The organism is Sphingobium sp. TomTYG75, from assembly GCF_054771635.1.
Window position 1 is genome coordinate 1,227,665 of record NZ_BSRE01000001.1, and the last position, 21,945, is coordinate 1,249,609.

The following is a 21,945-nucleotide window of genomic DNA, read 5'->3' on the forward strand; positions in this document are numbered from 1 at the left end:
AAGGACAAGCGGAGAAAAAGAACATACCATGAACTTATGACTGCCCTTTCCATTCCGCAGAAGCTGAAAATCCTCGCCGACGCGGCCAAATATGATGCATCATGCGCATCCTCCGGAACGAAGAAGCGCGATAGCCTGTCAGGGCAGAAGGGCGGCTTGGGTTCGACCGAAGGCATGGGCATCTGCCATGCCTACGCACCTGACGGACGATGCATATCGCTGCTCAAGATTTTGCTGACGAACAGTTGTATCTTTGATTGCCATTATTGCATCAATCGCCGGTCGAGCGACGTTCGCCGGGCGCGCTTCACTGTGGGCGAAGTGGTCGAACTGACGCTGAGCTTTTACCGGCGCAATTATATCGAGGGACTTTTCCTGTCCTCCGGGATCATACGATCGCCCGATTATACGATGGAACAGCTGGTGGGCGTTGCCCGAGCGTTGCGGGAAGAGCATGACTTTCGCGGTTATATTCATCTCAAGACGATCCCTGATGCCGATCCGGAACTGACGTATCAGGCCGGTCTTTTGGCTGACCGGCTGTCGATCAATGTCGAGATGCCGACCGAGCAGGGGCTTCGGCGACTGGCGCCCGAAAAGGATGGAACACGGATCGAAGGCGCGATGAACGGGCTGCGCACAGCCATCGAAGATACGCGCGATGCGAGAAAGCGCTACCGCCACGCGCCGCGATTTGCCCCTGCGGGACAATCCACGCAGATGATCATAGGGGCCGACGAAGCAGATGACCGGGCCATCATCCGGCGTGCGCGATCTCTATATGACCGCCATGCTCTACGGCGCGTCTATTACAGCGCCTTTTCGCCTATTCCCTCGCCGAGCAGCGTCCTTCCGTTAAAGCGTCCTCCACTGCTGCGCGAACACCGCCTGTATCAGTCGGACTGGATGATGCGCTTTTATGGCTTTTCAGTGGATGATCTTGATCAAGCGACCGACCCCGCAACGGGGCATTTGCCTCTCGACATTGATCCCAAGCTGGCCTGGGCCTTGCGACACCGGGCCATATTCCCGGTAGATGTGAACCACGCGCCGCGTGAGATGTTGCTGCGCGTGCCGGGCCTGGGCGTAAAGGCCGTCGATCGCATATTGGCGAGCCGCAGGGTCCGCCGCCTTCGGCTGGACGATGTCGCGCGCGTGACAAATTCGATTGCCAAGCTGCGGCCCTTTTTGGTCGCCAGCGATTGGAGGCCGGTTCACCTCACCGACAAGGCAGACCTTCAACGGCAGCTCACCCCTCCCCCTTCGCAACTGGAGCTTTTCGACTGACGACAGGTTTTCCTTATTGATAAGTGCGGCACTTCGTGATTTCTTGAGATTCAATAAAAGTCGAGGGGAAGGCGCTGGTGGCAACGGCATTCAACAATGATTCCGCACGATCTCATGGTGGGCGGTATGCCAAGCGCATGAGCAGCCATCTGGCTATTGCGCTTGTTGTTTTTTGCCTTCTTCAAATTGGCATCGTCGCCAGGATGGGCGGCTCGCTGGTGCTACACCTCGCCCTGATCATCGCAATCGGCGGCTTTGCAATGGTGGCGAGGGACATGGAACGCCGGTGGGAATTACTGGATGAGAGCGGCCTGTCGATGTCGAGCCTGGACCTCCGCTTTCGCAGGGATGTCGCGCAGGTCTGGCTGACGAGCATCGCCAGCAGCCTGCTGTGGATACCGGTTGCCATCATCTTCCGCTTCCTGTTCGGCTGAACCAGCGGACCCAAAGCTCTTCGCCTTTCGTTGTGTCCTCTAAATCAAGAGGAGCACATCATGGCCAATGCCACGATTTTCGACAAACTGAAGCAAGATCATGACGCCCATCGCCAGCTGTTTGAGAAAATGGCTGATGCGAAGGACGATAATGATCGGCTGGAGAAGCTGTTCGAGCAGTTCCGCGTGGAAGTCACCGCACATGCGGCGGCGGAGGAAGAAACGCTATATGCAACGATGCTCGCCCGTCCTGACCTGCGTGAAGATGCACAGCATAGCGTAGCCGAGCACAAGGAAATCGACGACTATCTGGAGGAGTTGCAGGAGCACCCCTTCAACGGCCCTGAATGGCAGGAAACCTTCGCCACGCTGAAGAAGCGTTATCTCCACCATATCGAGGAGGAGGAAGAGGAGATGTTTCCCGATGCGGCTGCGGAATTGACGGATGAAGAGGAACTGAAACTCGCCGCCACCTTTGCCCGGCGCAAGCCCGCCGAACTGGAGCGAGCGGAAGCGTCCGATTAATTTCCCATGTATCAGGTGCTGCTGAGCAGGCCGGATGATTTCGACGGGTGGCGCGATGCCGCCCGTCGCTTCGCTTTGGCTGCTGTGCCTGCTCAGGATATTGATTGGCGGGTCGAGGGAGAAGGCGCGTCACTGCTGGCCTTCGATCCGCCGCCTTCGGAAAATGGTGGCGGAGCATTTTCAGTGCCGCGCGCCTTTCTGGACTTGGCCGAAAGCGCAATACTGCATCAGGATGAAGAGCGCTTTGCCTTGCTCTACGCCCTTTTGATCGAGGTGCGGCAAATCCCCGCACGCCTGGACGATAAAGCCGATCCCCTGGTCCGCCGTGTCGAGATGCTAGCAAAAGCGGTTCGGCGCGACATGCATAAGATGCGCGCCTTTGTCCGATTCCGCGAAATGCAGGATGATGACGGAGCCCGTTTCATCGCCTGGTTCGAGCCTGATCATCATATCGTCCGCGCGAATGCCGGGTTTTTCGTGCGGCGTTTCGCATCGATGCGCTGGTCGATCCTGACGCCCGAACTCAGTATCCATTGGGATGGCGAAAGGTTGGAAGAAAGCCCCGGCGCTTCAAAGGCAGATGCGCCGGGCGGCGACCCGGTCGAGGAAATCTGGAAAAGCTATTATGCTGCGACATTCAACCCCGCCCGGCTCAAGCAGCGAGCCATGCTGTCCGAGATGCCCAAGAAATACTGGCGCAACCTGCCGGAGGCGGCGCTCATCCCCGACCTTGTTGCCGGGGCGCAGGCACGGGAAGCAGCCATGATCGCCACTCCTCCTAAAGCCCCTGCCCGCGCCAGCAACGCGACTGCTGCCTGGACCAGATTGCGCGAGGAGGCGATAGGCTGCACCCGCTGCCCCCTTTATCGCGACGCCACCCAGACTGTGTTCGGCGAAGGCCCCATCGATGCGCCCCTGGTTCTCGTGGGGGAACAGCCGGGCGATCAGGAAGATATTGCCGGGCGCCCCTTCGTAGGCCCGGCGGGCCAGTTGCTGGACCAAGCGTTAGAGGAAGCCCGGATCGATCGCGCGAGCGTCTATGTCACGAACGCCGTCAAGCATTTCAAGCATGAGCGGCGGGGCAAGAGGCGCATTCACCAGACGCCTGACACGCCCGAGATTGCTGCCTGCCGCTGGTGGCTGGATCAGGAATTGGATCTCGTTCGCCCGCGCGTCGTCGTCGCTCTGGGCGCAACTGCCGCGCGCGCCATATTGGGCAAAGCCGTGACGATCAGCCGCATGCGAGGCGCGCCGATTCCGCTTGAGAGTGGCGCCGAAGCCTGGGTGACCGTGCACCCCAGTTTCCTGCTGCGCATACCCGATGAAGTGCGAAAGGCGGCCGAGCGAGCGCGCTTTGTCGAAGATTTGCGAGAGATAGGAGAGCGGGTAAAGACGCTAAGCCGATGATCATTGCTTGACCGATGATCCTGCCCCGGCAACATCGCCGATGTTCATGCCGGAGGATTTTAGCGCTTCATGTCCATCGCCTATCTCAATGGCCAGTTCCTGCCGCTCGCCGAAGCGCAGGTCTCGGTGCTGGATCGCGGCTTTCTGTTCGCCGAGGCCGTTTATGAGGTGACGGCCGTCCTTGATGGCAGACTAATTGACAGCGTGTCGCATCTGGTGCGGCTTGAACGTTCGGCGACCGCGATAGGGCTTAGCCTTCCCGTCTCCCTTGCCGAGATTGAAGCGGTGCAGAAGGAATTGGCGGCGCGCAATGATCTCGAAGAGGGCTTGATCTATCTGCAACTGACGCGGGGCGCTGACGCAGGGCGCGACTTCCTGCCATCATCGGCTTTGCAGCCAACGCTTGTGATGTTCACACACGCCAAGCGCTTTCTCGATTCTCCCGCTGTGCAGAACGGCATCGCGGTTGTCACGACACCCGACCTGCGGTGGGCGCGGCGCGATATCAAGAGTGTCGGTCTGCTGGCTCAAGCGATGGCAAAACAGATCGCGGCCGAGGCCGGGGCACAGGAAGCCTGGATGGTGGAACACGGCTTCATAACCGAAGGCGCCTCTTCCACGGCCTTTCTGGTCACGGATGAAGGCATCATCACCCGCCCTTATTCGCAGGTCGTGCTTGCCGGATGCACCGGCGCCGCACTGACCGCTCTGGCCGAAGAAAGCGGCCTAAATGTTGTCCATCGCCCCTTTTCCGTGGCGGAAGCCAAGGAAGCCCGCGAAGCCTTCATCACCAGTGCATCGACACTCTGCCAAGCGGTCGTGCGTATCGACGGGACCAAGATCGGCGATGGCACCCCCGGCCCGGTCGCCACCCGGCTACGCCAACTCTACATCGATTTCGCACGCCGGACGGCGGTCTGAAGCGACAACCTGGGATAACAACATCCATTTTGGATGGGTTGCCTCTTCTCCATCGCCTCCCGCCATTTCGGCGAAAAGCCAAACCATTTTGGCGACAGCGAGGGCCGAGCGTCGTGAATTCGGGTGGGTCAGCAGGATTATCGGTCAATAAAGGGAAGCTGGCATGTCCGATCCGGAGGAAAGAGCAGGCACGCCGCCGCAATATTGCGATAGGTTCGGAACAAAGCAGGGACAGGAGTAACAGGTGGAAATGGATCGCCCCCGGACTGAATTTGGATCCAGCAGCGAGGAAATCTATGGGATGAGAGACCCTCGCGCGGGACTCCTCATTCTGGCGGACGACGTCTTTCTGGACGATGTCGCAGGATTGGCAAAGGCCGCCCAGTTCCGGCTCCTCGATATAGTGCCGCTGGATCAGGCAATGCTTCGGCTCGACATGCAGGTGGGGTGCGACGTTATCCTGTTCTTCTGCACAAACCCGTCCGCATTGCTCGAGCGACTGTTGGTGCAGGTGGAGACGTTGGCGGTTCAGAATGACATGTCGGTCATCCTGGTTGCCGGTCTCGACACAATCGATCTTGCCTTCGCCTGCATGCGGAGCGACCGCACGCAACTGCTCTGCACGCCGGATCACACCGACCTCGCCGCCGCTTTGCTGACTGCCGGGGGAACGACGCCGCAGCGCACGGTTCATGAGGTCAATCAGGAAAGCGAGGGCGTCCGCCTGCAACAGCTGAGCGAAGAGGTCAGCCGCCTTGCGCGGACGCTGGAGGCGCTGACATCGCGACCGCGCCACGCGACCCCCTCCTTCGCATTGGGGCCTCGCATTTCGGATCGGGCAAGCGACTATATCGGCATGCCGACCGTGGAGACGATAGGTAATCAGCCAGCCGTTACCGACGAAGCAGCGCTGGGTGCCGCGCAGGTGCGGGATATGCTGCGCGCGCGGCGGTTGCGTGAGGATTTCCTGCCCGGCGAACTGTTTGCCGATCCGGCATGGGACATGCTGCTGGATCTACTGGCCGCGCGTCTGGAGCAGGAACGCGTTTCCGTTTCCAGCCTGTGCATCGCGTCGGCAGTGCCGCCCACCACGGCGCTGCGCTGGATTCGGACGCTGACAGACAAGGGCATCGTGCATCGGCAGGCCGACCCGCATGATGGCCGCCGTGTGTTCATCGCCCTTGCGGAAGAGACGGCCCAAGCCCTTACACGCTGGTTCATGGCCAGCCGCCGTTTTCTTTGCGCGTGACAAGGTCGTCATCAACGCTTGACCCGCGCGCTGATTGGCCTAGATAGGCGCGCTCCGGCTGCACCGGCATGGATGCGGTATCGGGCGATTAGCTCAGTTGGTAGAGCGTCTCGTTTACACCGAGAATGTCGGCGGTTCGAGCCCGTCATCGCCCACCATCCCTTATGCTGCCAGAAAGCCGTGCCGGATATTGCGGTGCGATGGAGCCGCTGCTAATCGACGCCATCATGATACAGCCGCCTGAAATTCTTCGAGTCACCAAAGCCCGCGTCTCATGCGACGGGTCAGGCGACATTCCCGCCGCTCTGGGTCACCCGCGCGTGTTCCTGGAGATTGACGAACATGGCTATGTCGATTGCGGTTATTGCGACAAGCGCTTCGTCCTGATTGGCGGTCCTGCGGATACGCCGGAAGTTGCGGGCCTGCCTGACATTTCGTCCGGCGCGAGCCTATAAAGAAGCGCCCTTCGAATTTGATTGGGCTTGGGCTGTGTCGCTCCTATATCGGGCGGCATGACTGACATCGCTTCCCAGTTCACCGATGCGCGCGGCCTTCTCTACCGGCCGGGCTTGCTTGATCCCGATGGCGCGCAGCGGCTGACGGCGCAGGCGCTCACCAATTGTGATGATGGCGAGCTCTATCTGCAATATCGCGCCAGCGAGAGTTTCGGGTTCGACGATGGAAGGCTGAAAACAGCCGATTATTCGACCGATGCGGGCTTTGGCCTGCGCGGCGTATCGGGCGAGATGACGGGCTTTGCCCATGCCAACGATATCAGCGAAGCAGCGATTCGCCGGGCGGCCGAAACGCTGACCTTGTTGGACCCGGCCATGGGCCAGCCCGCTCCGCCGCCGCAGCGGACCAACCGGCATCTTTATACAGACGCCAACCCTCTGGACATCGTCCCGTTCGCCGAAAAGGTGACGCTGTGCGCTGCCATTGATGCGGCGGCGCGAGCTCGTGATCCCCGCGTCGCGCAGGTTTCGGTCAGTCTGGCCGGGAGCTGGTCGGTTGTGGAAATCGTCCGTGCCGATGGCTTTACCGCTACCGACGTCCGGCCGCTGGTGCGGCTGAATGTCTCCCTGATTCTTGAAGAAAATGGCCGCCGCGAAACCGGCAGCTTCGGTATTGGCGGACGCTATCTCTACGATCAGGTGATGGATTCCGCGATATGGAACCGGGCCATCGACGAGGCACTGGCACAAGCGAGAGTGAACATGCGATCCGTCGCTGCGCCTGCGGGCGAAATGACGGTGCTGCTGGGGCCGGGCTGGCCGGGCGTACTGGTGCATGAGGCGATCGGCCATGGCCTTGAGGGTGATTTCAACCGTAAGGGCACCAGCGCCTTTTCCGGCCGGATCGGCGAGCGCGTTGCCGCTCCCGGCGTCACGGTGGTGGATGACGGATCGATCCTCAGCCGCCGTGGATCGCTCTCGATCGATGACGAAGGCACGCCCACACGAGAGAATGTCCTTATCGAGGATGGCATCCTTAAAGGCTATATGCAGGATCGCCTCAACGCCCGGCTTATGGGCGTGGAACCCACGGGCAACGGGCGTCGCGAAAGCTATGCCCATGCGCCGATGCCGCGCATGACCAACACGTTCATCAAAGGCGGCCATGATGATCCTGAGGAATTGCTGTCCCGCATGGGTTCCGGCATTTTCGCCAAGAGCTTTGGCGGAGGTCAGGTCGATATCGTCTCAGGCAAATTCGTCTTTTCCTGCACCGAGGCCTACAAGGTCGAGAATGGAAAGCTGGGCGACCCAATCAAGGGGGCAACGTTAATAGGGGACGGGCCAACGGCGCTAACCAAGGTGGTCGGCATCGGCAATGACTGGGCTCTGGATGAGGGCGTCGGCATGTGCGGTAAGGGTGGACAGAGCGTTCCAGCGGGCGTCGGGCAGCCGACGCTGCTGATCGAAGGGCTGACGGTTGGCGGCACGGCGACCTGACATCCTCGCGCCGTGGGCTGCGGAACCTGCGGCCCACTGCTTCTTTTTCCTTGTATGAACATGCTTACGGACAGCCATGACGCCGTGACCGCCGATTGGGCGGCTGCCCTGCTGGACTTCTGGTTCAATCAGGTCGGGGAGGAGGGCTGGCGGAAGCATGACCCGAAGCTGGACCAACAGTGCGCGACGCGCTTTTGCGAGCTGTGGGAGGAAAAACGCAAGTTGGCCGCCGAAACATTCCTTGATCGGGCTGATGACGCATTGGCGGCAGTCCTGCTATTCGATCAGTTACCGCGTAATATGTTCCGCGGCACCGCCGAGGCGTTCAAAACTGACGAACTCGCTCGAAGCGTCGCGCGGGGCGCCATTGCGCATGGCTATGACATCCAGATTGGCGGCGCGGGCCGCAGGTTTTTCTACATGCCGTTCCAGCATAGCGAAGATATCGACGATCAGAATCTGTCACTTAGTCTGTTCGAGGCAGCAGGCGATGCGCAGTCCTTGGAATATGCCCGTCAGCATCACGACGTCATCGCCCGCTTTGGCCGGTTCCCGCATCGAAACGCTGCGATTGGGCGGCCAACTTTGCCGGAGGAAAAAGACGCCGTCCATATGCCGGCCAACTGGTAGGGAAAAGCTGCCCAATTTTTGGGCAGCATAGGCAGACTGCCCATTTTTTTGGCGGGTGGTGTTTAAGGCCAGTCTAAAAAGCACGCTTTTAAACGGCGCTGACCAATTGGCACGCCTCTTGCTGGAATGTCGCCGCACACCATTAACAGGGGGCGACATGAAACTTGTCATGGCTATCATCAAGCCGTTCAAGCTTGACGATGTCCGCGAGGCACTCTCCTCGCTAGGCATCGCCGGCATGACGGTGAGCGAGGTGAAAGGCTTCGGCCGCCAGAAGGGGCAAACCGAAATCTACCGGGGCGCCGAATATTCCACGAACATGGTTCCGAAAATCAAGATCGAGGTCGTCTGCGATGACGATCTTGCACCGCGCGTAGTCGAAGCGGTCCAGGCGGCCGCCAATTCCGGCGCGATCGGCGATGGCAAGATCTTCGTTCTCGATGTCGGTCAGGCCGTGCGCATCCGCACCGGCGAGACCGGCGAAACCGCGCTGTAAGAAGGGGGGAATAATGACCTTTTCCAAGAAATTCTGCGGCGTGATGGGGGCGGCTGCGCTGACCCTTCTCGCAGCCGCACCGGCGCTCGCCGCGCCGATAAAGGCGCCAGACGCTGCCGCAATGGCCAGCATGGTCAACAAGGGCGACGTCGCCTGGATGCTGATCTCGGCCGCGCTGGTGCTGATGATGTCGATTCCGGGCCTTGCCCTGTTCTACGGCGGCCTGGTTCGCACCAAGAACATGCTGAGCATCCTGATGCAGGTGTTCACGATCGTTTCCGTGGCTGGTCTGGTCTGGACCTGCTGGGGCTATTCCATCGCCTTCACCTCGGGTGGCGACAATCATTTCTTCGGCGGTCTATCCAAGGCGTTCCTGATGGGCGTCGATGGCACGACCTCGGCGGCGACGTTCAGCAACAACGTCTATCTGCCCGAATTCGTGTTCGTCGTCTTCCAGATGACCTTCGCCATGATCACCCCGGCGCTGATCGTCGGTGCGTTCGCGGAGCGCGTGAAATTCTCCTCGCTGATCGTGTTCGTCGTGCTGTGGTTGACCTTCATCTACTTCCCGATGGCGCACATGGTGTGGTATTGGGCTGGCCCGGACTTCCTGGCTGATGCTCCTACCGACTATGGCATGCTCTGGGGCTGGGGCGCGCTCGACTTCGCGGGCGGCACCGTGGTCCACATCAACGCGGGTATCGCGGGCCTCGTCGGCGCCATCATGATCGGCAAGCGCGTCGGCTTCCCCAAGGAGCCCATGCCGCCGCACTCGCTGACCATGACCATGATCGGTGCCAGCCTGCTGTGGGTCGGCTGGTTCGGCTTCAACGCCGGCTCCAACCTGGAAGCCAATGCCGTCACTGGCGTCGCCTTCATCAACACCATGGTCGCCACCTGCGCGGCAGCGGTCAGCTGGTCGCTGGTTGAACAGGTCCACCACGGCAAGGCTTCTCTGCTCGGCGCAGTCACGGGTGCTGTCGCTGGCCTCGTCGCCATCACCCCGGCCGCTGGTTTTGCGGCTCCTATGACATCCATCGTGCTCGGCTTCGCCGTCTCCCCGATCTGCTACCTCTTCGTGGCATTCGTGAAGGGCAAGGTCGGCTATGACGACAGCTTGGACGTGTTCGGCGTGCACTGCATCGGCGGCATCGTCGGCGCGATCGCGACAGGTATCGTCGCGGCTCCTTCGCTCGGCGGTCAGGGCGTGTTCGACTACACCGTCTTCCCGGCAGCCTTCCATCCGGAAGCCTACAGCATCCCGGGCCAGGTCTGGATCCAGATCAAGGCGGTCGTGTTCACCCTGCTCTTCTCGGGCATCGGCAGCGCGATTATCTACTTCATCATCGACAAGACCATGGGTCTGCGTCCGAGCCGCGATGCCGAGATGGAAGGCCTGGACCTCGCGAGCCACGGCGAGCGCGCCTACAACTACTAAGACTTCGGCAGGGCGGGCCGGAAAGAACGGCCCGCCCGCCACACGATGTTCCTCCTGCGAACACGCCTCGGGACCGGTACGAAAGTATCGGTCCTTTTTTTGATGTCAGGTCTTTGGTCGGGTCCAGAGATGTGCCGGTCGGCGCATCGATAAGGGCCAATGGCGGGACCGGGCCACGACGTGCAGCCCCGCCCGAAACACCCAACCCAGTTTCTCACTCTTCGGCGTCACCACGCGATCGTCCCAGGCATGATCGCCCCGCCGATCCACTTCCCGAGCGATATCGCCATAAATGCCCGCTGCGGCCAGAACCGCCCAGGCGGAGCGGCTCGGCAAGGCGCCCGTGCCATGCCGGGCGCTCGCCTCAAAATCCGCGGCCAGCCCGGCGAGACGGCGCGCCAATATCACTAGCTGCGGACGGAAGCCTGGCTCCATATGCCTGCCGCAAGGAATGTGCATCTCCGCCAGCCATTGCTGGGGCAGGTAACAGCGTCCCGCCGCCTGATCCTCACCGATGTCGCGCGCAATGTTGGCGAGCTGAAACGCCAGTCCCAAGTCGCAGGCCCGGTCAAGCGTAGACTCATCCGCCGGATCAACCCCCATCAGCACCGCCATCATGCAGCCGACCGCGCCAGCAACATGATAACAATAGCGCAGCATGTCCGCTTCGCTCTGAGGCCGCCAATCTTCAGCATCGAGCGCGAAGCCTTCGATCAGGTCATGCGCATAGCGGGCCGGGATGGCGCATTCGCGCATCACCACGCCAAAGCCGTCGAAGGCGGGATCGCCCGTCGGCTCGCCGCGCAGGGCGGCATCGGTCAGCGCCCTCATACTGGCAAGGCGCGCCTGCCCATCGGCCACGCCTCTCATTACGCCACCATGATCCTGCCCGTCGGCGATATCGTCGCACTTGCGGCACCATGCATAGAGAAGCCAAGCACGCTCACGGGTTTGCCGGTCGAACAGCTTCGATGCCAAGGCGAAGGATTTGGAGCCCCGGGCGATACTTTCGCGGGCATGGGCGACGAGGGCGGTGCGATCGAGAATGGTCACACTGCGGCCATGCCCCGCGCCGATGGTCGCCGCAAGGGTGGCACGAATTACAGCCTGTCGGCCTTCATCGAAAAGATCGGCTCGTGCGCCTCATAGGCTGCCATTTTATCAAGCAGCGCCTCGATCGAGTCGGCATGGACCAGGATGTCGGCATGTTGCGGGCGGATGAAGCCGGTGTCGATCATATGCCGGTTGAAGGCGATGAGCTGGTCATAGAAGCCAGATGCATTCAGCAGGCCAACGGGCTTGGCATGATAGCCAAGTTGCGCCCAGCTGATCGCCTCCCACAACTCATCCATGGTGCCAACGCCGCCGGGCAGCGTGATGAAGCCGTCAGACAGATCGGTGAAGCATGCCTTGCGCTGATGCATGGTCTGGACGACGTGAAGCTCGGTGCAGCCCTGATGCGCGACCTCCGCCCGTACCAAGGCTTCCGGAATGACGCCGATCACCTCGCCTCCGGCCTCGAGCGCGGCATCGGCAACCGCGCCCATTAAACCCAGCCGCCCCCCGCCATAGACGACTCCAATGCCGCGCCCAGCAAGCGTGCGGCCGACTTGGCGAGCGGATTCTATATAGACCGGATCAGCAGGCAAAGCCGATCCGCAATAGACGGCCAGCCGCTTCACAGCAGGTCTTCGAGCATCAGCGCGGCGGTCGCCTTCGCACTGCCCACGACGCCAGGGATGCCCGCCCCCGGATGAGTACCGGCGCCAGTGAGATAGAGGTTCGGGATCACGTCATCGCGGTTATGGGCGCGGAACCAGGCGCTTTGCGTCAACAGCGGTTCAAGGCTGAAGGCGCTGCCCAGATGCGCGGACAAGTCGCTCTGGAAATCGGGCGGTGCGTAGTGGAATTGCGTGACGATGCGAGAGCGGATGTCGGGGATGAGGCGATGTTCGATCTCGTCAAGGATGCGCTCCGCATAGACGGGGCCGAACTGCTTCCAGTCGATCGGCAGCTTGCCCATGTGGGGCACGGGCGCAAGAGCGTAGAAAGTCGAATGTCCGTCCGGCGCCATCGACGGATCGGTGACGGTCGGGTGGTGCAGGTAGAGCGAGAAATCCTGAGGCAGCACGCCGTGATCATAGATGTCGGTCAGCAACCCTTCATAGCGGGGACCGAACAGGATCATATGGTGGGGGATGCCGGGCCAGCTGCCCTTGATACCGAAATGCAGCACGAACAGGCTGGGCGACCAACGCTTTCTCGCGAGGCTCTCGGCCTGTTTCTGCCCCCTTGGGTGATGGCCGAGAAGGTCCCGATAGCTATGCATGAGGTCGCCGTTCGTGGCGACAGCATCGGCCTCCCCGCGCCATCCCGACGCGGTCGAGACAGCGACCGCGCGGTCGCCATGGGTCTCGATGCGCACGACCGGGTCGGCGAGACGCAGCGTACCGCCGAGCCGCTCGAAATGCGTCGCCATGCCCTGGACCAGGCGGTTCGTGCCGCCCTTGGCGAACCAGACGCCGCCATCCTTTTCCAGCTTGTGGATCAACGCATAGATCGCGCTGGTCTGCATCGGATTGCCGCCCACCAGCAGCGTGTGGAAGGACAGCGCCTGTCGCAGCCTTTCGTCCTTCACATAGGAAGAGACGATCGAATAGACCGAACGCCATGCCTGATGCTTCGCCAGCGCTGGCGCGGCGCGGATCATGGAGGCGAAGTCGAGGAAAGCCACCGAGCCGAGCTTGCGATAGCCTTCCTCATAAACGCCGTCAGCATAGTCGAGAAAGCGCTGATACCCAGCGACATCCTGCGGGTTCAGCTTTGCGATTTGCGCTCGCAGGCTGTTTTCGTCGTTGGAATAATCGAAGTTTGTGCCGTCGCGCCAGTTCAGCCGGTAAAAGGGGGTGACCGGCACTAGGCTGACGTCTTCCGCCATGTCGTGGCCAGACAGGCGCCAGAGTTCTGCAAGGCAATCTGGATCGGTGATGACGGTCGGGCCTGCGTCGAAGACGAAGCCGTCCTTCTCCCACATATAGGCGCGCCCGCCCGGACGGTCCCGCGCTTCCACCAGAGTGGTGTCGATGCCCGCTGATTGCAGACGGATCGCAAGAGCAAGGCCACCAAAGCCCGCCCCTATTACTATCGCTTTGCGGTTCATCAGGCGGAGGGGGTTAACAATGCGCGCATGGCGCTCCTTATGGGCACCGGCGGGCGTCCACACAAGATGCGGATGCGATCGGCCCAAGTTGATCGGCCCGTGTAGAAGCGACCGACCAGATGGGGATTGAGGCGATAGAAGCGCTCGAAGATGCGCCATCGCTGGTCCGGCCGGGCAGCGCGGAAGAGCATCTTGCCGAGCAGCCGGTAATAGCCGCCGGCGCGCCAATGCGCCGCAGCGCGGGCGCGGGTTGCGGCGGCAAGGTCTTCGATCGGCTGGTCGGCGAGCCAGAGCGCGGTGGCCACGGCGTCGGGCAGCGAATAGCCGGTCATCGGGTGGAACAATGCGGCGCGAACGCCTGCACGGGCAATGTCATCCTCCGCTGGCCAGAAGCGATCGAAGTTGCCGCCATGGACTACGGGAAGAACGCCGCTTTCCTGATGGGTGATCTGTTCGACGTGCCAGCCCTGATCTTTGGCATATTCGGCGATGCGACTGGCGAGCGTCGGGTGACCTAGTTCGGGACTGTCGCTATAGTAGGTATCCTCGACGAAGATGGTGCGATCATCGAAGGGGAGCAGATAGACGAAGCGATAGCCGTCGATCTGCGCAACGGTCGCGTCCATGATCACCGGGCGCTCCAACCCGTGTGGATGGCTGAGGCGGAGGACCTGGCCGACGAACTTTTGCCAGCCGCACTCCAGCGCCGACATATCGCCGCCGCCGCGAGTATCGAGTACGGCGCGAGCCTGGATATGGCGGCCGTCGCCAAGGGTGACGCTCGTGGGCGTGATGTGGGTGACGTCGGCGTTGAGCAGGACGCGATCGCCGAGGAGTTGGCTGGCGTGGGCGTCGAGTTGGGCGGAGGCGATGCTGTTATAGGCGGTGGGGAGGCGACGCTGATAGGCGGGGAAGCGGACCTCATGGCCTTGGGGCCAGCGATGGGTGATGAGCGGATCGACCAGCCAGCGATCGGCGGGGCGGACATCGCCGTCGAAGAAGGACCAGAGATGGTTGCCGCCCAGCGATTGGCCGCGTTCGATCAGCAGCAGATCGACCTCCGGGCGAAGGCGGGCGAAGGCGAGCGCGGTCAGAGTGCCGGAAAGGCCGCCGCCCAGAATCGCTAGGTCGCAGTCGAACGTCTTGGCCATGCTGTTCTGTTAGGGAGGGTGAATTAATGAAGCAATTGGCGAAAAGAACGGGGTTTGACGAAAATGGCCGTATAGGGTAGGGGGGTATCCTATGCATGTGATCGAGAACAAGGAAAAGCTGCTGGCGCGGGTGCGGCGCATTGCGGGGCAGGTCGGCGCGATCGAGCGGCAGCTAGGCGGAGATGCGGGCTGTTCGGAGACGTTGCAGCTGGTCGCTTCGGTGCGCGGTGCGGTCGGCAGTCTGATGGAAGAGCTGATCGAGCAGCATATGCGCGACCATGTCGCCCGCCCCGGCCTGACCGATGAAGAGCGGCAAACGGCGGCGGAAGAAATGTTGGAGCTGATCCGGCGGTACGGGAAATGACGATGCACGGCCATAGCCACGATTATGACGCAGCAAAGGCCCAAAGCGAGGCGCTGCCCCCTTTCCCCACCGATGGGAATGAGGAAGAAAGCCATTATTTCGACCATATTTACCTGAGCGCGGGCCATGACAAAAATGCTCGGCGGACGATGTGGGTCGTGTGGCTGACGGCTGCGACGATGGTGGTCGAGATCGCCTTTGGCTGGATCACCGGGTCGATGGCCCTGCTGGCCGATGGGTTCCATATGGCGACCCATGCGGGCGCGCTGGCGGTGGCGGCGGCGGCCTATGGCTATGCCCGGCGCCATGCCCGCAATCCGCGCTTCACCTTTGGCACGGGGAAGGTCGGCGACCTTTCGGGCTTTGCATCTGCCCTGCTGCTGGGCGTCACGGCACTGTTCATCCTGGTCGAATCGGTGCTGCGCTTCTTCGAGCCGGTATCGGTGAAGTTTGGCGAGGCGACATTGGTCGCGGTCATTGGCCTGGCCATCAACCTGATCAGCGCGCTGTTGCTGGGGCATGACCATAGCCATGATCATCATGGTCATAATCATGGGGCGGATCACGATCATGGACATGACCATAAGAAGGGTCATGCCGACAATAATCTGCGCGCCGCCTATGTGCATGTGCTGACGGACGCGTTGACGTCCGTGCTGGCGATCGTGGCGTTGCTCGCCGGGCGCTATATGGGCTGGTGGTGGCTTGACCCGGCAGTGGGCATATTGGGCGCGGTGGTGATCGCGCGCTGGGCCTGGGGATTGATGAAGGACACCTCGGCCATCCTGCTCGATACCGCAGAACCCGCGTTGACGAAGCGGATCAAGGCGCTGGTGGAGGCAGAGGGCGCGATCATCCATGACCTGCATGTCTGGCGGATCGGGCCGCACGCCCATGCCGCGATCATCAGCCTGACGCCGGGCGGCGATGTGGGCGCGGTGCGCCAGCGGGTGCGCGCGCTACCAAGGATGGAGCATGTCACGGTCGAGTGCGGCTGAACCCAGGCTTTGTTTCCATTCGGGCTGAACGGTGGGACAGCCCGAACGGGGTGATAAGAGGCACGACGCTTTAGCGTTCGGCTTGGGGCACGAGATCCCAGCGTTCGCTGGGATGACGGTTGAAAAAATATGTCAGCGTTTCGCTGTCATGTAAGCGAAAGATATTTGTCACTGAACTGTCACTGAAAAATCATAATTCGCCCCTCGATCGAAACAGGGGAAATTTTCGTGACAGGTTCCAAGATGAAAAGCATGGCTCTGGCCGTGAGCCTGCTGGCGTTGATGCCGGAAGTGGCGCAGGCGCAGAGCAACGAGGCGTTGCAGCGCCAGATTGACGAGTTGAAGGCGCAGGTTCAGGCGCTGACGAATGCGCTTGCCGCTAATAAGGGCAGTGCCGAAGTCGCAAGCGCGAACACTTCCGCCACGCCTGCTCCGGTCGCGGGTTTGGCGGCGACCCCCGCCCCTGCGGTTCTGGCTGCGGCTCCATCCCAGCCGGTCGTTACATCTGCGACATCATCCGCTCCGAAGTCGAAGGCCTGGTATGAGCGGCTGTCGCTGCGCGGCTATACCCAGATGCGCTATAATGCGTTTCTGTCGGGCGACGACACCGCACCGGCAGGCCAGTCGCGCCTGCGGTCGGTGCATGACAGCGGAATTTCCGACAAGAGCAGCTTCTCGCTCCGCCGGACGCGTCTTGTCGTTCAGGGCGATATTTCCGATCGCGTGTCGCTCTACCTTCAGTCCGATTTCTCCGCTGCCGTAAACAATCAGGCAGGCAGTGAGCGGCGGGAAGGCTTTGTACAGCTGCGCGACGCCTATGCCGACGTCTTCCTGGACAAGGCCAAGACATTCCGCGTGCGCCTGGGCCAGTCCAAGGTGCCCTATGGCTGGGAGAATATGCAGTCGTCCTCCAACCGCCTGACGCTGGACCGCAGCGACGCGATCAACAGCGCGGTGCCCGGCGAGCGTGATCTGGGCATTGTCGGCTATTACACGCCGCCTTCGGTGCAGAAGATCTGGGACCGGCTGGGGCATGACGGGCAGAAGCTGTTCGGCAATTATGGTGCGTTCGGTCTGGGCGTCTTCAATGGTCAGGGCATCAACAAGACCGAGCAGAATCGCGGGCTGATGAAGGTTGCCTTTGCAACCTGGCCATTCGAACTGGATGGTCTGGGCGGCATGTTCGGGGATCAGGTGTTCGAAATCGGCGGGTCGGCGATGATGAACGACTACCAGCCGGAAGTGCGCAACGGATCGGCGGTCGCGATCAGTGAGCAGTCCTATGACGAAAAGCGCGTCGGCATTCACGCGATGCTCTATCCGCAGCCCTTTGGCATTCAGGCCGAATGGAATTGGGGCAAGGGGCCGGAGTTCGACCGGGTAAGCCAGTCGATCGAAAAGAAGAAGCTGAACGGTGGCTATGTCCAGATGATGTATCGCCTGCCCACGGATTCGATCGGCGTGCTGGTGCCTTATGGCCGCTGGCAGCATTATCGTGGCGGGTGGAAGGCTTCCACCAATGCGCCTCGCCTGGAAACGGACGAGTTTGAATTGGGGCTGGAATGGCAGCCGTGGAAGGCGCTGGAAATCACGCTAGCCTATGCCCGGATGAAGCGGGCCGAGGCGGACGAGCGGCGGACGGGTCGGGCGTCGGGTGATTTGATCCGCACGCAGGTGCAGTGGAATTACTGATTGGTTTGCGGGCCGGCGGTCAGGCTTCGCTGATCGCCTGCCCCGCTGCCCAGCCGCTGGCCCATGCCCATTGGAAATTATAGCCGCCTAGCCAGCCGGTGACATCGACCGCTTCGCCAATCGCGTAGAGGCCGGGCATGCGGCGGGCTTCCATCGTGCGGGAGGAGAGTTCGGCGGTCGAGATGCCGCCGACCGTGACTTCCGCCTTGGCAAAACCTTCGGTGCCATTGGGGGCGAAGGACCAGGCGGCAAGGCGGCGCTGCGCTTCTTCCAGCTTGCGGTCGGCTATGTTGCCAAGATCGCCGGGCAGCGCGAGGCGATCGGCCAAGGCGTCGGCGAGGCGGTCGGGGAGTTGCGCGCGCAGCAGCGCGGTCAGCGATGTGCGCGGCTTGCTACGCTTGGCTTCCGTCAGCCAATTGGCGGGCATGTCGGGCAGGAAGTCGAGGCTGACTTCGCTGCCATGACGCCAATAGGAGGAGATTTGCAGGATGGCCGGGCCGGACAGGCCACGGTGGGTCAGCAGCGCGGCTTCGCGGAAGGCCGTCTTGCTATAGCGGGCGATCACGGGCGTCGAGACGCCGGAAAGTTCGCGGAACAGCATATCTTCGCCCCCGAGGGTGAGCGGGACCAAGGCGGGGCGCGGCTCCACCACCTTGAGACCGAACTGCCGGGCGAGGTCATAGGCAAAGCCGGTCGCGCCCATTTGCGGGATGGAGGGGCCACCTGTGGCGATCACCAGCGCGGGGGCCTGTGCTGTCTTGCCGCCATGGGTTACACTGTATCGGCCATCGGCGTGGGTGATCGCGCCGACAGGGTGGCCGAGGCGGATGGTGACGCCCCCTGCTTCGCACTCGGCGAGCAGCATGGCGACGATCTGGCGCGCGGACTGATCGCAGAAGAGTTGGCCCAGCGTCTTTTCGTGCCAGGCGATGCCGTGGCGATCGACCAGCGCGACGAAATCTGACGCCGTATAGCGGCCGAGCGCCGACTTGGCGAAATGGGGGTTGGCCGAGAGATAGCGGTCGGGCGCGGTGTGGATGTTGGTGAAATTGCAGCGGCCGCCGCCCGAGATCAGGATCTTCTTGCCCGGCTGATCGGCGTGATCGAGGACAAGGACGCGTTTGCCACGCTGCCCGGCCGCTGCCGCGCACATGAGGCCCGCTCCGCCAGCGCCGAGGACGATGGCGTCAAATTGATCGGATGTGGTGGACAAGATCAGCCTGCGGAGAGCGCGTCCATGATCTGGCGAATGGGGGTGAGATCATAGCCAGCCGCTTCCGCCTTCTCGCTGAGCGCTGCGGGGTGATCCCCAGCGCGGGCGCGGGTGAGTGCCCAAAGGAGCGTGCTGCGGGTGCCGGAGCGGCAATAGGCCAGGACCTTGCCTTCGCCTGCTTCGTTGAGTGCGGCGGCCATACCGTCAAGCTGCCAGGGAGCGAAGCCGCCATGGGCGACGGGGACAGCGGCGTAGGCGAGGCCTGCGGCCTTTGCGGCGGCCTCGATTTCCGCGCCGTTGGTCTGGCCCGGTTCCTCGTCATCGGGGCGGTTGTTGATGATGACGGTCACGCCCAAGGCCTTGGCTTCCTCGACCTGATCGACGCTGATCTGGGGGGAGACGTAGAGGTTGGGGGTGATCTGACGGAACATGGGGCGGGACTCCTTCTGCCGCGAGCCATGCGCTTGTGGGGGGCGGGATTCAAGGGGGTTTTGGGTGGGCACAGGGGGGCATCCGCCCTCCCCCTCTCCAAGTACGCCTAGCTGCTAACGCAGCAAGGCTCCCTATCCTCTCCCCTGAAGGAGAGAGGATGTAGTTAGAGGAAGGGGCGGATGGCGGCGAGGAAGGCGTCGCCAAAGGCGTCGAGTTTGCGCTGGCCGATGCCGCTGATGTGGCCGAGTTCGGCGAGTGTCGCAGGGCGTTGTTCGGCCATTTCGCGCAGGGTGGAATCGTGGAAGATCACATAGGGGGGCACGCCCTGTTCCTGCGCCAGTTCGCGGCGGCAGGCGCGCAGGGCGTCGAACAGCGGATCGCCGACGGGGTTTTCCGGATTGCCGTTACGGGCGCTGCGGCGGCGGCGTTCGCGGCGTGGGGGGAGGATCAGGCTGACCTCCTCCTCCCCGCGCAGGATCGGGCGGGCGCTGGGGCCTAGTTCGAGGCCGCCATGTTCGTTAGTTTGCAAAGCATCTTTTACGAGCAGGGCGCGGGAGACTGGGCGGAGCAGCGCTGTCTCTTCGCCTGAGACGATGCCATAGACGGAAATCTTGTCGTGGCCGCGTTCCCGGATGCGGTCGGTGACGGCGCCCGTCAGGACTTGCTCGATATGGCCGGTGCCGAAGCTCTGACCGGTGCGATAGACGGCGGATAGATATTTGCGCGCGGTTTCGGTGGCGTCGATGCTGGGCGGGGGATTGAGGCAATTGTCGCAATTGCCGCAGCTCATCGACGGATGCTCGCCGAAATGGCGGAGGAGGATGGCGCGGCGGCAGGTGCCGGTTTCGACGAGGCCGCCGAGGGCGGTGATGCGGGTGCGCTCGCCTTGCTGGCGGCTGGGGTCGAGTTCGGCAATCCGCTGGCGGGCGCGGGCGAAGTCGTCTGCACCCCAGAAGAGGTGCGCTTCGGCAGGTTCGCCGTCGCGGCCTGCGCGGCCGGATTCTTGGTAATAGCCCTCGATCGACTTGGGCAGCGCGGCGTGGGCGACGAAGCGGACGTCGGGCTTGTCGATGCCCATGCCGAACGCGATGGTCGCGACCATGACCATGTCTTCGCTGGCGATGAAGGCGGCCTGGTTGGCGGCGCGGATGGCGGGGTCCAGCCCGGCATGATAGGCGCGGGTCGGGCGGCCGGTGCGGGTCAGGGTGTCGGCCAGCTTTTCGGTGGCCGCGCGCGTGGGGGCGTAGACGATGCCGGGGCCTTCGCTGGCGGAGATGAGATCGGACAGCTGTCGCGGCAGGCCGTCGCGCGGGTGGACGGCGTATCGGATGTTGGGGCGGTCGAAGCCTGCGATGATGAGGCCTTCGCGCGGGATGCCGAGCTGGACGAGGATGTCGTCGCGGGTGTGGTGATCGGCGGTGGCGGTGAGCGCGAGGCGCGGGACCGTGGGAAATTCGTCCAGCAGGGGACGGAGCAGGCGATAGTCGGGGCGGAAGTCATGGCCCCATTCGGAGACGCAATGCGCTTCGTCTATGGCGAAGAGGGCGATCTTTGCCGAGCGGAGGAGGCTGCGGAAACCTTCGCCACTTGCGCGTTCGGGTGCGACGTAGAGCAGGTCTAGGTCGCCGTTGCGCAGGCGGTCCTGGGTTTCGCGCCAGTCGGCATCGACGCTAGTGAGGCTGGCGGCGCGGATGCCGACCGCCTGCGCCGCGCGAAGCTGGTCGTGCATGAGGGCGATGAGGGGCGAGATGACGACGCAGCAGCCATCGAGCGCGACGGCGGGGAGTTGGTAGCAAAGCGATTTGCCAGCGCCCGTCGGCATGATGGCGAGCGTCGGCTGGCCCGCCATGACGCGTTCGACGACCTGTTCCTGTACGCCGCGAAAACCGGGGAAGCCGAAAATGTCGTGGAGGAGACTGGGGATGTCCGAACGCATCTGGCGGCTGTAGCGGGTTCGGCTGGCGAGGCAATGCAGATGCGCGACGGAAGAAGGTCGCGCTTCAGGTGGGCTGATAAAGTGGCTGTGCTGTGGATTTGCGGGCAGAGGGTTTGCCGAGCGCTGTGGCCGAAACGCTTTTAGGGCATCGCGTCTTAATTCCGCGATATCCCCCTGTTACCGTTCGCCCTCAGTCTGTCGAAGGGTCTACTTCCTTTTTTGCAAGAAGAGGGCTTCGACAAGCTCAGCCCGAACGGGGTTGAGTAATCCATATACTAAGGCACGGGGCTCTATTTTGGATCTTGGGTCCCCCTATGCGGGTTAGTCGATTGGGTCGAGGAGGCAGCCCCAGCCTTTGCGATAGCGGGCCGACCTGGAAGCCAGGAGCGGGACGCTGGCTTCGACGCTGCTCGATTCGGGATTGTCCGAGAGGGTGACGAAGGTCATGCCGGGTTCCTTGTCGCCCTTGCAGCTGTCCATTGCGCGCCCTTCCACATAGCGGCAGGAGCAGGTAACGCGCGCGCCAAAACCAGCGCCCACGGCGGCGCGGGCGCGCAGGGCGCTCCAGTTCCATGCCAGCAGCAGGACGAGCAGCGCGACGATGGCGGCGAGCGCATAAATCCATTTCGGGCGTGCGGACATGCTCCCCTTTCCGAT

22 protein-coding genes and 1 tRNA gene are annotated in these 21,945 nt (G+C 62.4%); 15 read left to right on the forward strand and 8 right to left on the reverse strand.

The annotated features are described in order from the left end of the window. The first annotated feature begins 36 nt into the window (after positions 1-36). The 12 genes from ACYU81_RS06250 to ACYU81_RS06305 all read left to right on the forward strand — a co-directional run bounded on the left by ACYU81_RS06250 (position 37) and on the right by ACYU81_RS06305 (position 10,342). A complete protein-coding gene (locus tag ACYU81_RS06250) occupies positions 37-1,287 on the forward strand; it encodes a putative DNA modification/repair radical SAM protein (protein WP_460986874.1) in 1,251 nt (416 codons plus the stop codon). Between the two features lie 77 nt (positions 1,288-1,364). Further along, entirely contained in the window at positions 1,365-1,721 is a 357-nt protein-coding gene (locus tag ACYU81_RS06255) for a hypothetical protein (RefSeq protein WP_460986875.1), read from the forward strand. Between the two features lie 60 nt (positions 1,722-1,781). Then, complete coding sequence (locus ACYU81_RS06260) at positions 1,782-2,246, forward strand: hemerythrin domain-containing protein (RefSeq protein ID WP_460986876.1); 465 nt, start codon at positions 1,782-1,784, stop codon at positions 2,244-2,246. 6 nt (positions 2,247-2,252) lie between these two features. Further along, positions 2,253-3,653, forward strand: a complete 1,401-nt coding sequence (locus tag ACYU81_RS06265) for a UdgX family uracil-DNA binding protein (protein ID WP_460986877.1) — start codon at positions 2,253-2,255, stop codon at positions 3,651-3,653. Between the two features lie 69 nt (positions 3,654-3,722). Further along, a complete protein-coding gene (locus ACYU81_RS06270; RefSeq protein WP_460986878.1) occupies positions 3,723-4,574 on the forward strand; it encodes a D-amino-acid transaminase in 852 nt (283 codons plus the stop codon). 301 nt (positions 4,575-4,875) lie between these two features. Continuing rightward, complete coding sequence (locus ACYU81_RS06275; RefSeq protein WP_460986879.1) at positions 4,876-5,823, forward strand: MarR family transcriptional regulator; 948 nt, start codon at positions 4,876-4,878, stop codon at positions 5,821-5,823. An 82-nt stretch (positions 5,824-5,905) separates the two neighbouring features. Further along, positions 5,906-5,981, forward strand: a tRNA-Val gene (locus tag ACYU81_RS06280). A 69-nt stretch (positions 5,982-6,050) separates the two neighbouring features. After that, positions 6,051-6,278, forward strand: a complete 228-nt coding sequence (locus ACYU81_RS06285; protein ID WP_460988125.1) for a zinc-finger domain-containing protein — start codon at positions 6,051-6,053, stop codon at positions 6,276-6,278. A 57-nt stretch (positions 6,279-6,335) separates the two neighbouring features. Continuing rightward, positions 6,336-7,778, forward strand: a complete 1,443-nt coding sequence (gene tldD / locus ACYU81_RS06290; RefSeq protein ID WP_460986880.1) for a metalloprotease TldD — start codon at positions 6,336-6,338, stop codon at positions 7,776-7,778. A 54-nt stretch (positions 7,779-7,832) separates the two neighbouring features. Next, complete coding sequence (locus tag ACYU81_RS06295; RefSeq protein WP_460986881.1) at positions 7,833-8,408, forward strand: DUF924 family protein; 576 nt, start codon at positions 7,833-7,835, stop codon at positions 8,406-8,408. A gap of 157 nt (positions 8,409-8,565) precedes the next feature. After that, positions 8,566-8,904, forward strand: a complete 339-nt coding sequence (locus ACYU81_RS06300) for a P-II family nitrogen regulator (RefSeq protein WP_196224712.1) — start codon at positions 8,566-8,568, stop codon at positions 8,902-8,904. 13 nt (positions 8,905-8,917) lie between these two features. Further along, positions 8,918-10,342 carry an ammonium transporter gene (locus ACYU81_RS06305; RefSeq protein ID WP_460986882.1) on the forward strand — a complete coding sequence of 475 codons (1,425 nt, stop codon included), beginning with the start codon at positions 8,918-8,920 and terminating at the stop codon, positions 10,340-10,342. A gap of 105 nt (positions 10,343-10,447) precedes the next feature. On the opposite strand, the gene ACYU81_RS06310 is transcribed toward ACYU81_RS06305, so the two are convergent. The 4 genes from ACYU81_RS06310 to crtY all read right to left on the reverse strand — a co-directional run bounded on the left by ACYU81_RS06310 (position 10,448) and on the right by crtY (position 14,653). Beyond that, the gene (locus ACYU81_RS06310) at positions 10,448-11,347 is read right to left on the reverse strand and encodes a phytoene/squalene synthase family protein (RefSeq protein ID WP_460988126.1); all 900 of its coding nucleotides are present in this window, start codon (positions 11,345-11,347) and stop codon (positions 10,448-10,450) included. 95 nt (positions 11,348-11,442) lie between these two features. Beyond that, a complete protein-coding gene (locus ACYU81_RS06315; RefSeq protein WP_460986883.1) occupies positions 11,443-12,024 on the reverse strand; it encodes an LOG family protein in 582 nt (193 codons plus the stop codon). After that, positions 12,021-13,502, reverse strand: coding sequence for a phytoene desaturase (locus tag ACYU81_RS06320; protein ID WP_460986884.1), 1,482 nt, complete (start codon positions 13,500-13,502; stop codon positions 12,021-12,023). Before ACYU81_RS06320 ends, ACYU81_RS06315 begins: the two co-directional genes overlap by 4 nt. Further along, complete coding sequence (crtY, locus tag ACYU81_RS06325) at positions 13,502-14,653, reverse strand: lycopene beta-cyclase CrtY (protein ID WP_460986885.1); 1,152 nt, start codon at positions 14,651-14,653, stop codon at positions 13,502-13,504. Before crtY ends, ACYU81_RS06320 begins: the two co-directional genes overlap by 1 nt. Before the next feature lie 91 nt (positions 14,654-14,744). Between crtY and ACYU81_RS06330 the strand changes: the two genes are divergently transcribed. From ACYU81_RS06330 to ACYU81_RS06340, 3 genes are all read left to right on the forward strand, one after another. Continuing rightward, a complete protein-coding gene (locus ACYU81_RS06330) occupies positions 14,745-15,017 on the forward strand; it encodes a metal/formaldehyde-sensitive transcriptional repressor (protein WP_460986886.1) in 273 nt (90 codons plus the stop codon). Then, positions 15,014-16,015, forward strand: coding sequence for a CDF family Co(II)/Ni(II) efflux transporter DmeF (dmeF, locus tag ACYU81_RS06335; RefSeq protein WP_460986887.1), 1,002 nt, complete (start codon positions 15,014-15,016; stop codon positions 16,013-16,015). The genes ACYU81_RS06330 and dmeF overlap by 4 nt, the downstream gene beginning before the upstream one ends. 252 nt (positions 16,016-16,267) lie before the next feature. After that, positions 16,268-17,707, forward strand: a complete 1,440-nt coding sequence (locus tag ACYU81_RS06340) for a porin (protein ID WP_460988127.1) — start codon at positions 16,268-16,270, stop codon at positions 17,705-17,707. A gap of 19 nt (positions 17,708-17,726) precedes the next feature. Here the strand turns inward: ACYU81_RS06340 and ACYU81_RS06345 are convergent, their stop codons facing one another. From ACYU81_RS06345 to ACYU81_RS06360, 4 genes are all read right to left on the reverse strand, one after another. Continuing rightward, positions 17,727-18,920, reverse strand: coding sequence for a BaiN/RdsA family NAD(P)/FAD-dependent oxidoreductase (locus ACYU81_RS06345; RefSeq protein ID WP_460986888.1), 1,194 nt, complete (start codon positions 18,918-18,920; stop codon positions 17,727-17,729). Between the two features lie 2 nt (positions 18,921-18,922). After that, complete coding sequence (locus ACYU81_RS06350; protein ID WP_460986889.1) at positions 18,923-19,351, reverse strand: protein tyrosine phosphatase family protein; 429 nt, start codon at positions 19,349-19,351, stop codon at positions 18,923-18,925. Between the two features lie 164 nt (positions 19,352-19,515). Next, complete coding sequence (gene recQ / locus ACYU81_RS06355) at positions 19,516-21,288, reverse strand: DNA helicase RecQ (RefSeq protein WP_460986890.1); 1,773 nt, start codon at positions 21,286-21,288, stop codon at positions 19,516-19,518. Positions 21,289-21,609: 321 nt separating this feature from the next. Further along, positions 21,610-21,930 carry a hypothetical protein gene (locus ACYU81_RS06360; RefSeq protein WP_460986891.1) on the reverse strand — a complete coding sequence of 107 codons (321 nt, stop codon included), beginning with the start codon at positions 21,928-21,930 and terminating at the stop codon, positions 21,610-21,612. Positions 21,931-21,945: the final 15 nt, after the last annotated feature.

Bases quoted from the DNA above. Each gene is read 5' to 3' on its own strand.
- ACYU81_RS06260 (WP_460986876.1), top strand. From the start codon at position 1,782: ATGGCCAATGCCACGATTTTCGACAAACTGAAGCAAGATCATGACGCC.
- ACYU81_RS06320 (WP_460986884.1), bottom strand. From the start codon at position 13,502: ATGAACCGCAAAGCGATAGTAATAGGGGCGGGCTTTGGTGGCCTTGCT.
- ACYU81_RS06305 (WP_460986882.1), top strand. From the start codon at position 8,918: ATGACCTTTTCCAAGAAATTCTGCGGCGTGATGGGGGCGGCTGCGCTG.
- ACYU81_RS06265 (WP_460986877.1), top strand. From the start codon at position 2,253: ATGTATCAGGTGCTGCTGAGCAGGCCGGATGATTTCGACGGGTGGCGC.
- recQ (WP_460986890.1), bottom strand. From the start codon at position 21,288: ATGCGTTCGGACATCCCCAGTCTCCTCCACGACATTTTCGGCTTCCCC.
- ACYU81_RS06360 (WP_460986891.1), bottom strand. From the start codon at position 21,930: ATGTCCGCACGCCCGAAATGGATTTATGCGCTCGCCGCCATCGTCGCG.
- ACYU81_RS06275 (WP_460986879.1), top strand. From the start codon at position 4,876: ATGAGAGACCCTCGCGCGGGACTCCTCATTCTGGCGGACGACGTCTTT.
- ACYU81_RS06295 (WP_460986881.1), top strand. From the start codon at position 7,833: ATGAACATGCTTACGGACAGCCATGACGCCGTGACCGCCGATTGGGCG.
- ACYU81_RS06250 (WP_460986874.1), top strand. From the start codon at position 37: ATGACTGCCCTTTCCATTCCGCAGAAGCTGAAAATCCTCGCCGACGCG.
- ACYU81_RS06350 (WP_460986889.1), bottom strand. From the start codon at position 19,351: ATGTTCCGTCAGATCACCCCCAACCTCTACGTCTCCCCCCAGATCAGC.
- ACYU81_RS06340 (WP_460988127.1), top strand. From the start codon at position 16,268: ATGGCTCTGGCCGTGAGCCTGCTGGCGTTGATGCCGGAAGTGGCGCAG.
- tldD (WP_460986880.1), top strand. From the start codon at position 6,336: ATGACTGACATCGCTTCCCAGTTCACCGATGCGCGCGGCCTTCTCTAC.
- dmeF (WP_460986887.1), top strand. From the start codon at position 15,014: ATGACGATGCACGGCCATAGCCACGATTATGACGCAGCAAAGGCCCAA.
- ACYU81_RS06270 (WP_460986878.1), top strand. From the start codon at position 3,723: ATGTCCATCGCCTATCTCAATGGCCAGTTCCTGCCGCTCGCCGAAGCG.
- ACYU81_RS06330 (WP_460986886.1), top strand. From the start codon at position 14,745: ATGCATGTGATCGAGAACAAGGAAAAGCTGCTGGCGCGGGTGCGGCGC.
- crtY (WP_460986885.1), bottom strand. From the start codon at position 14,653: ATGGCCAAGACGTTCGACTGCGACCTAGCGATTCTGGGCGGCGGCCTT.
- ACYU81_RS06285 (WP_460988125.1), top strand. From the start codon at position 6,051: ATGATACAGCCGCCTGAAATTCTTCGAGTCACCAAAGCCCGCGTCTCA.
- ACYU81_RS06300 (WP_196224712.1), top strand. From the start codon at position 8,566: ATGAAACTTGTCATGGCTATCATCAAGCCGTTCAAGCTTGACGATGTC.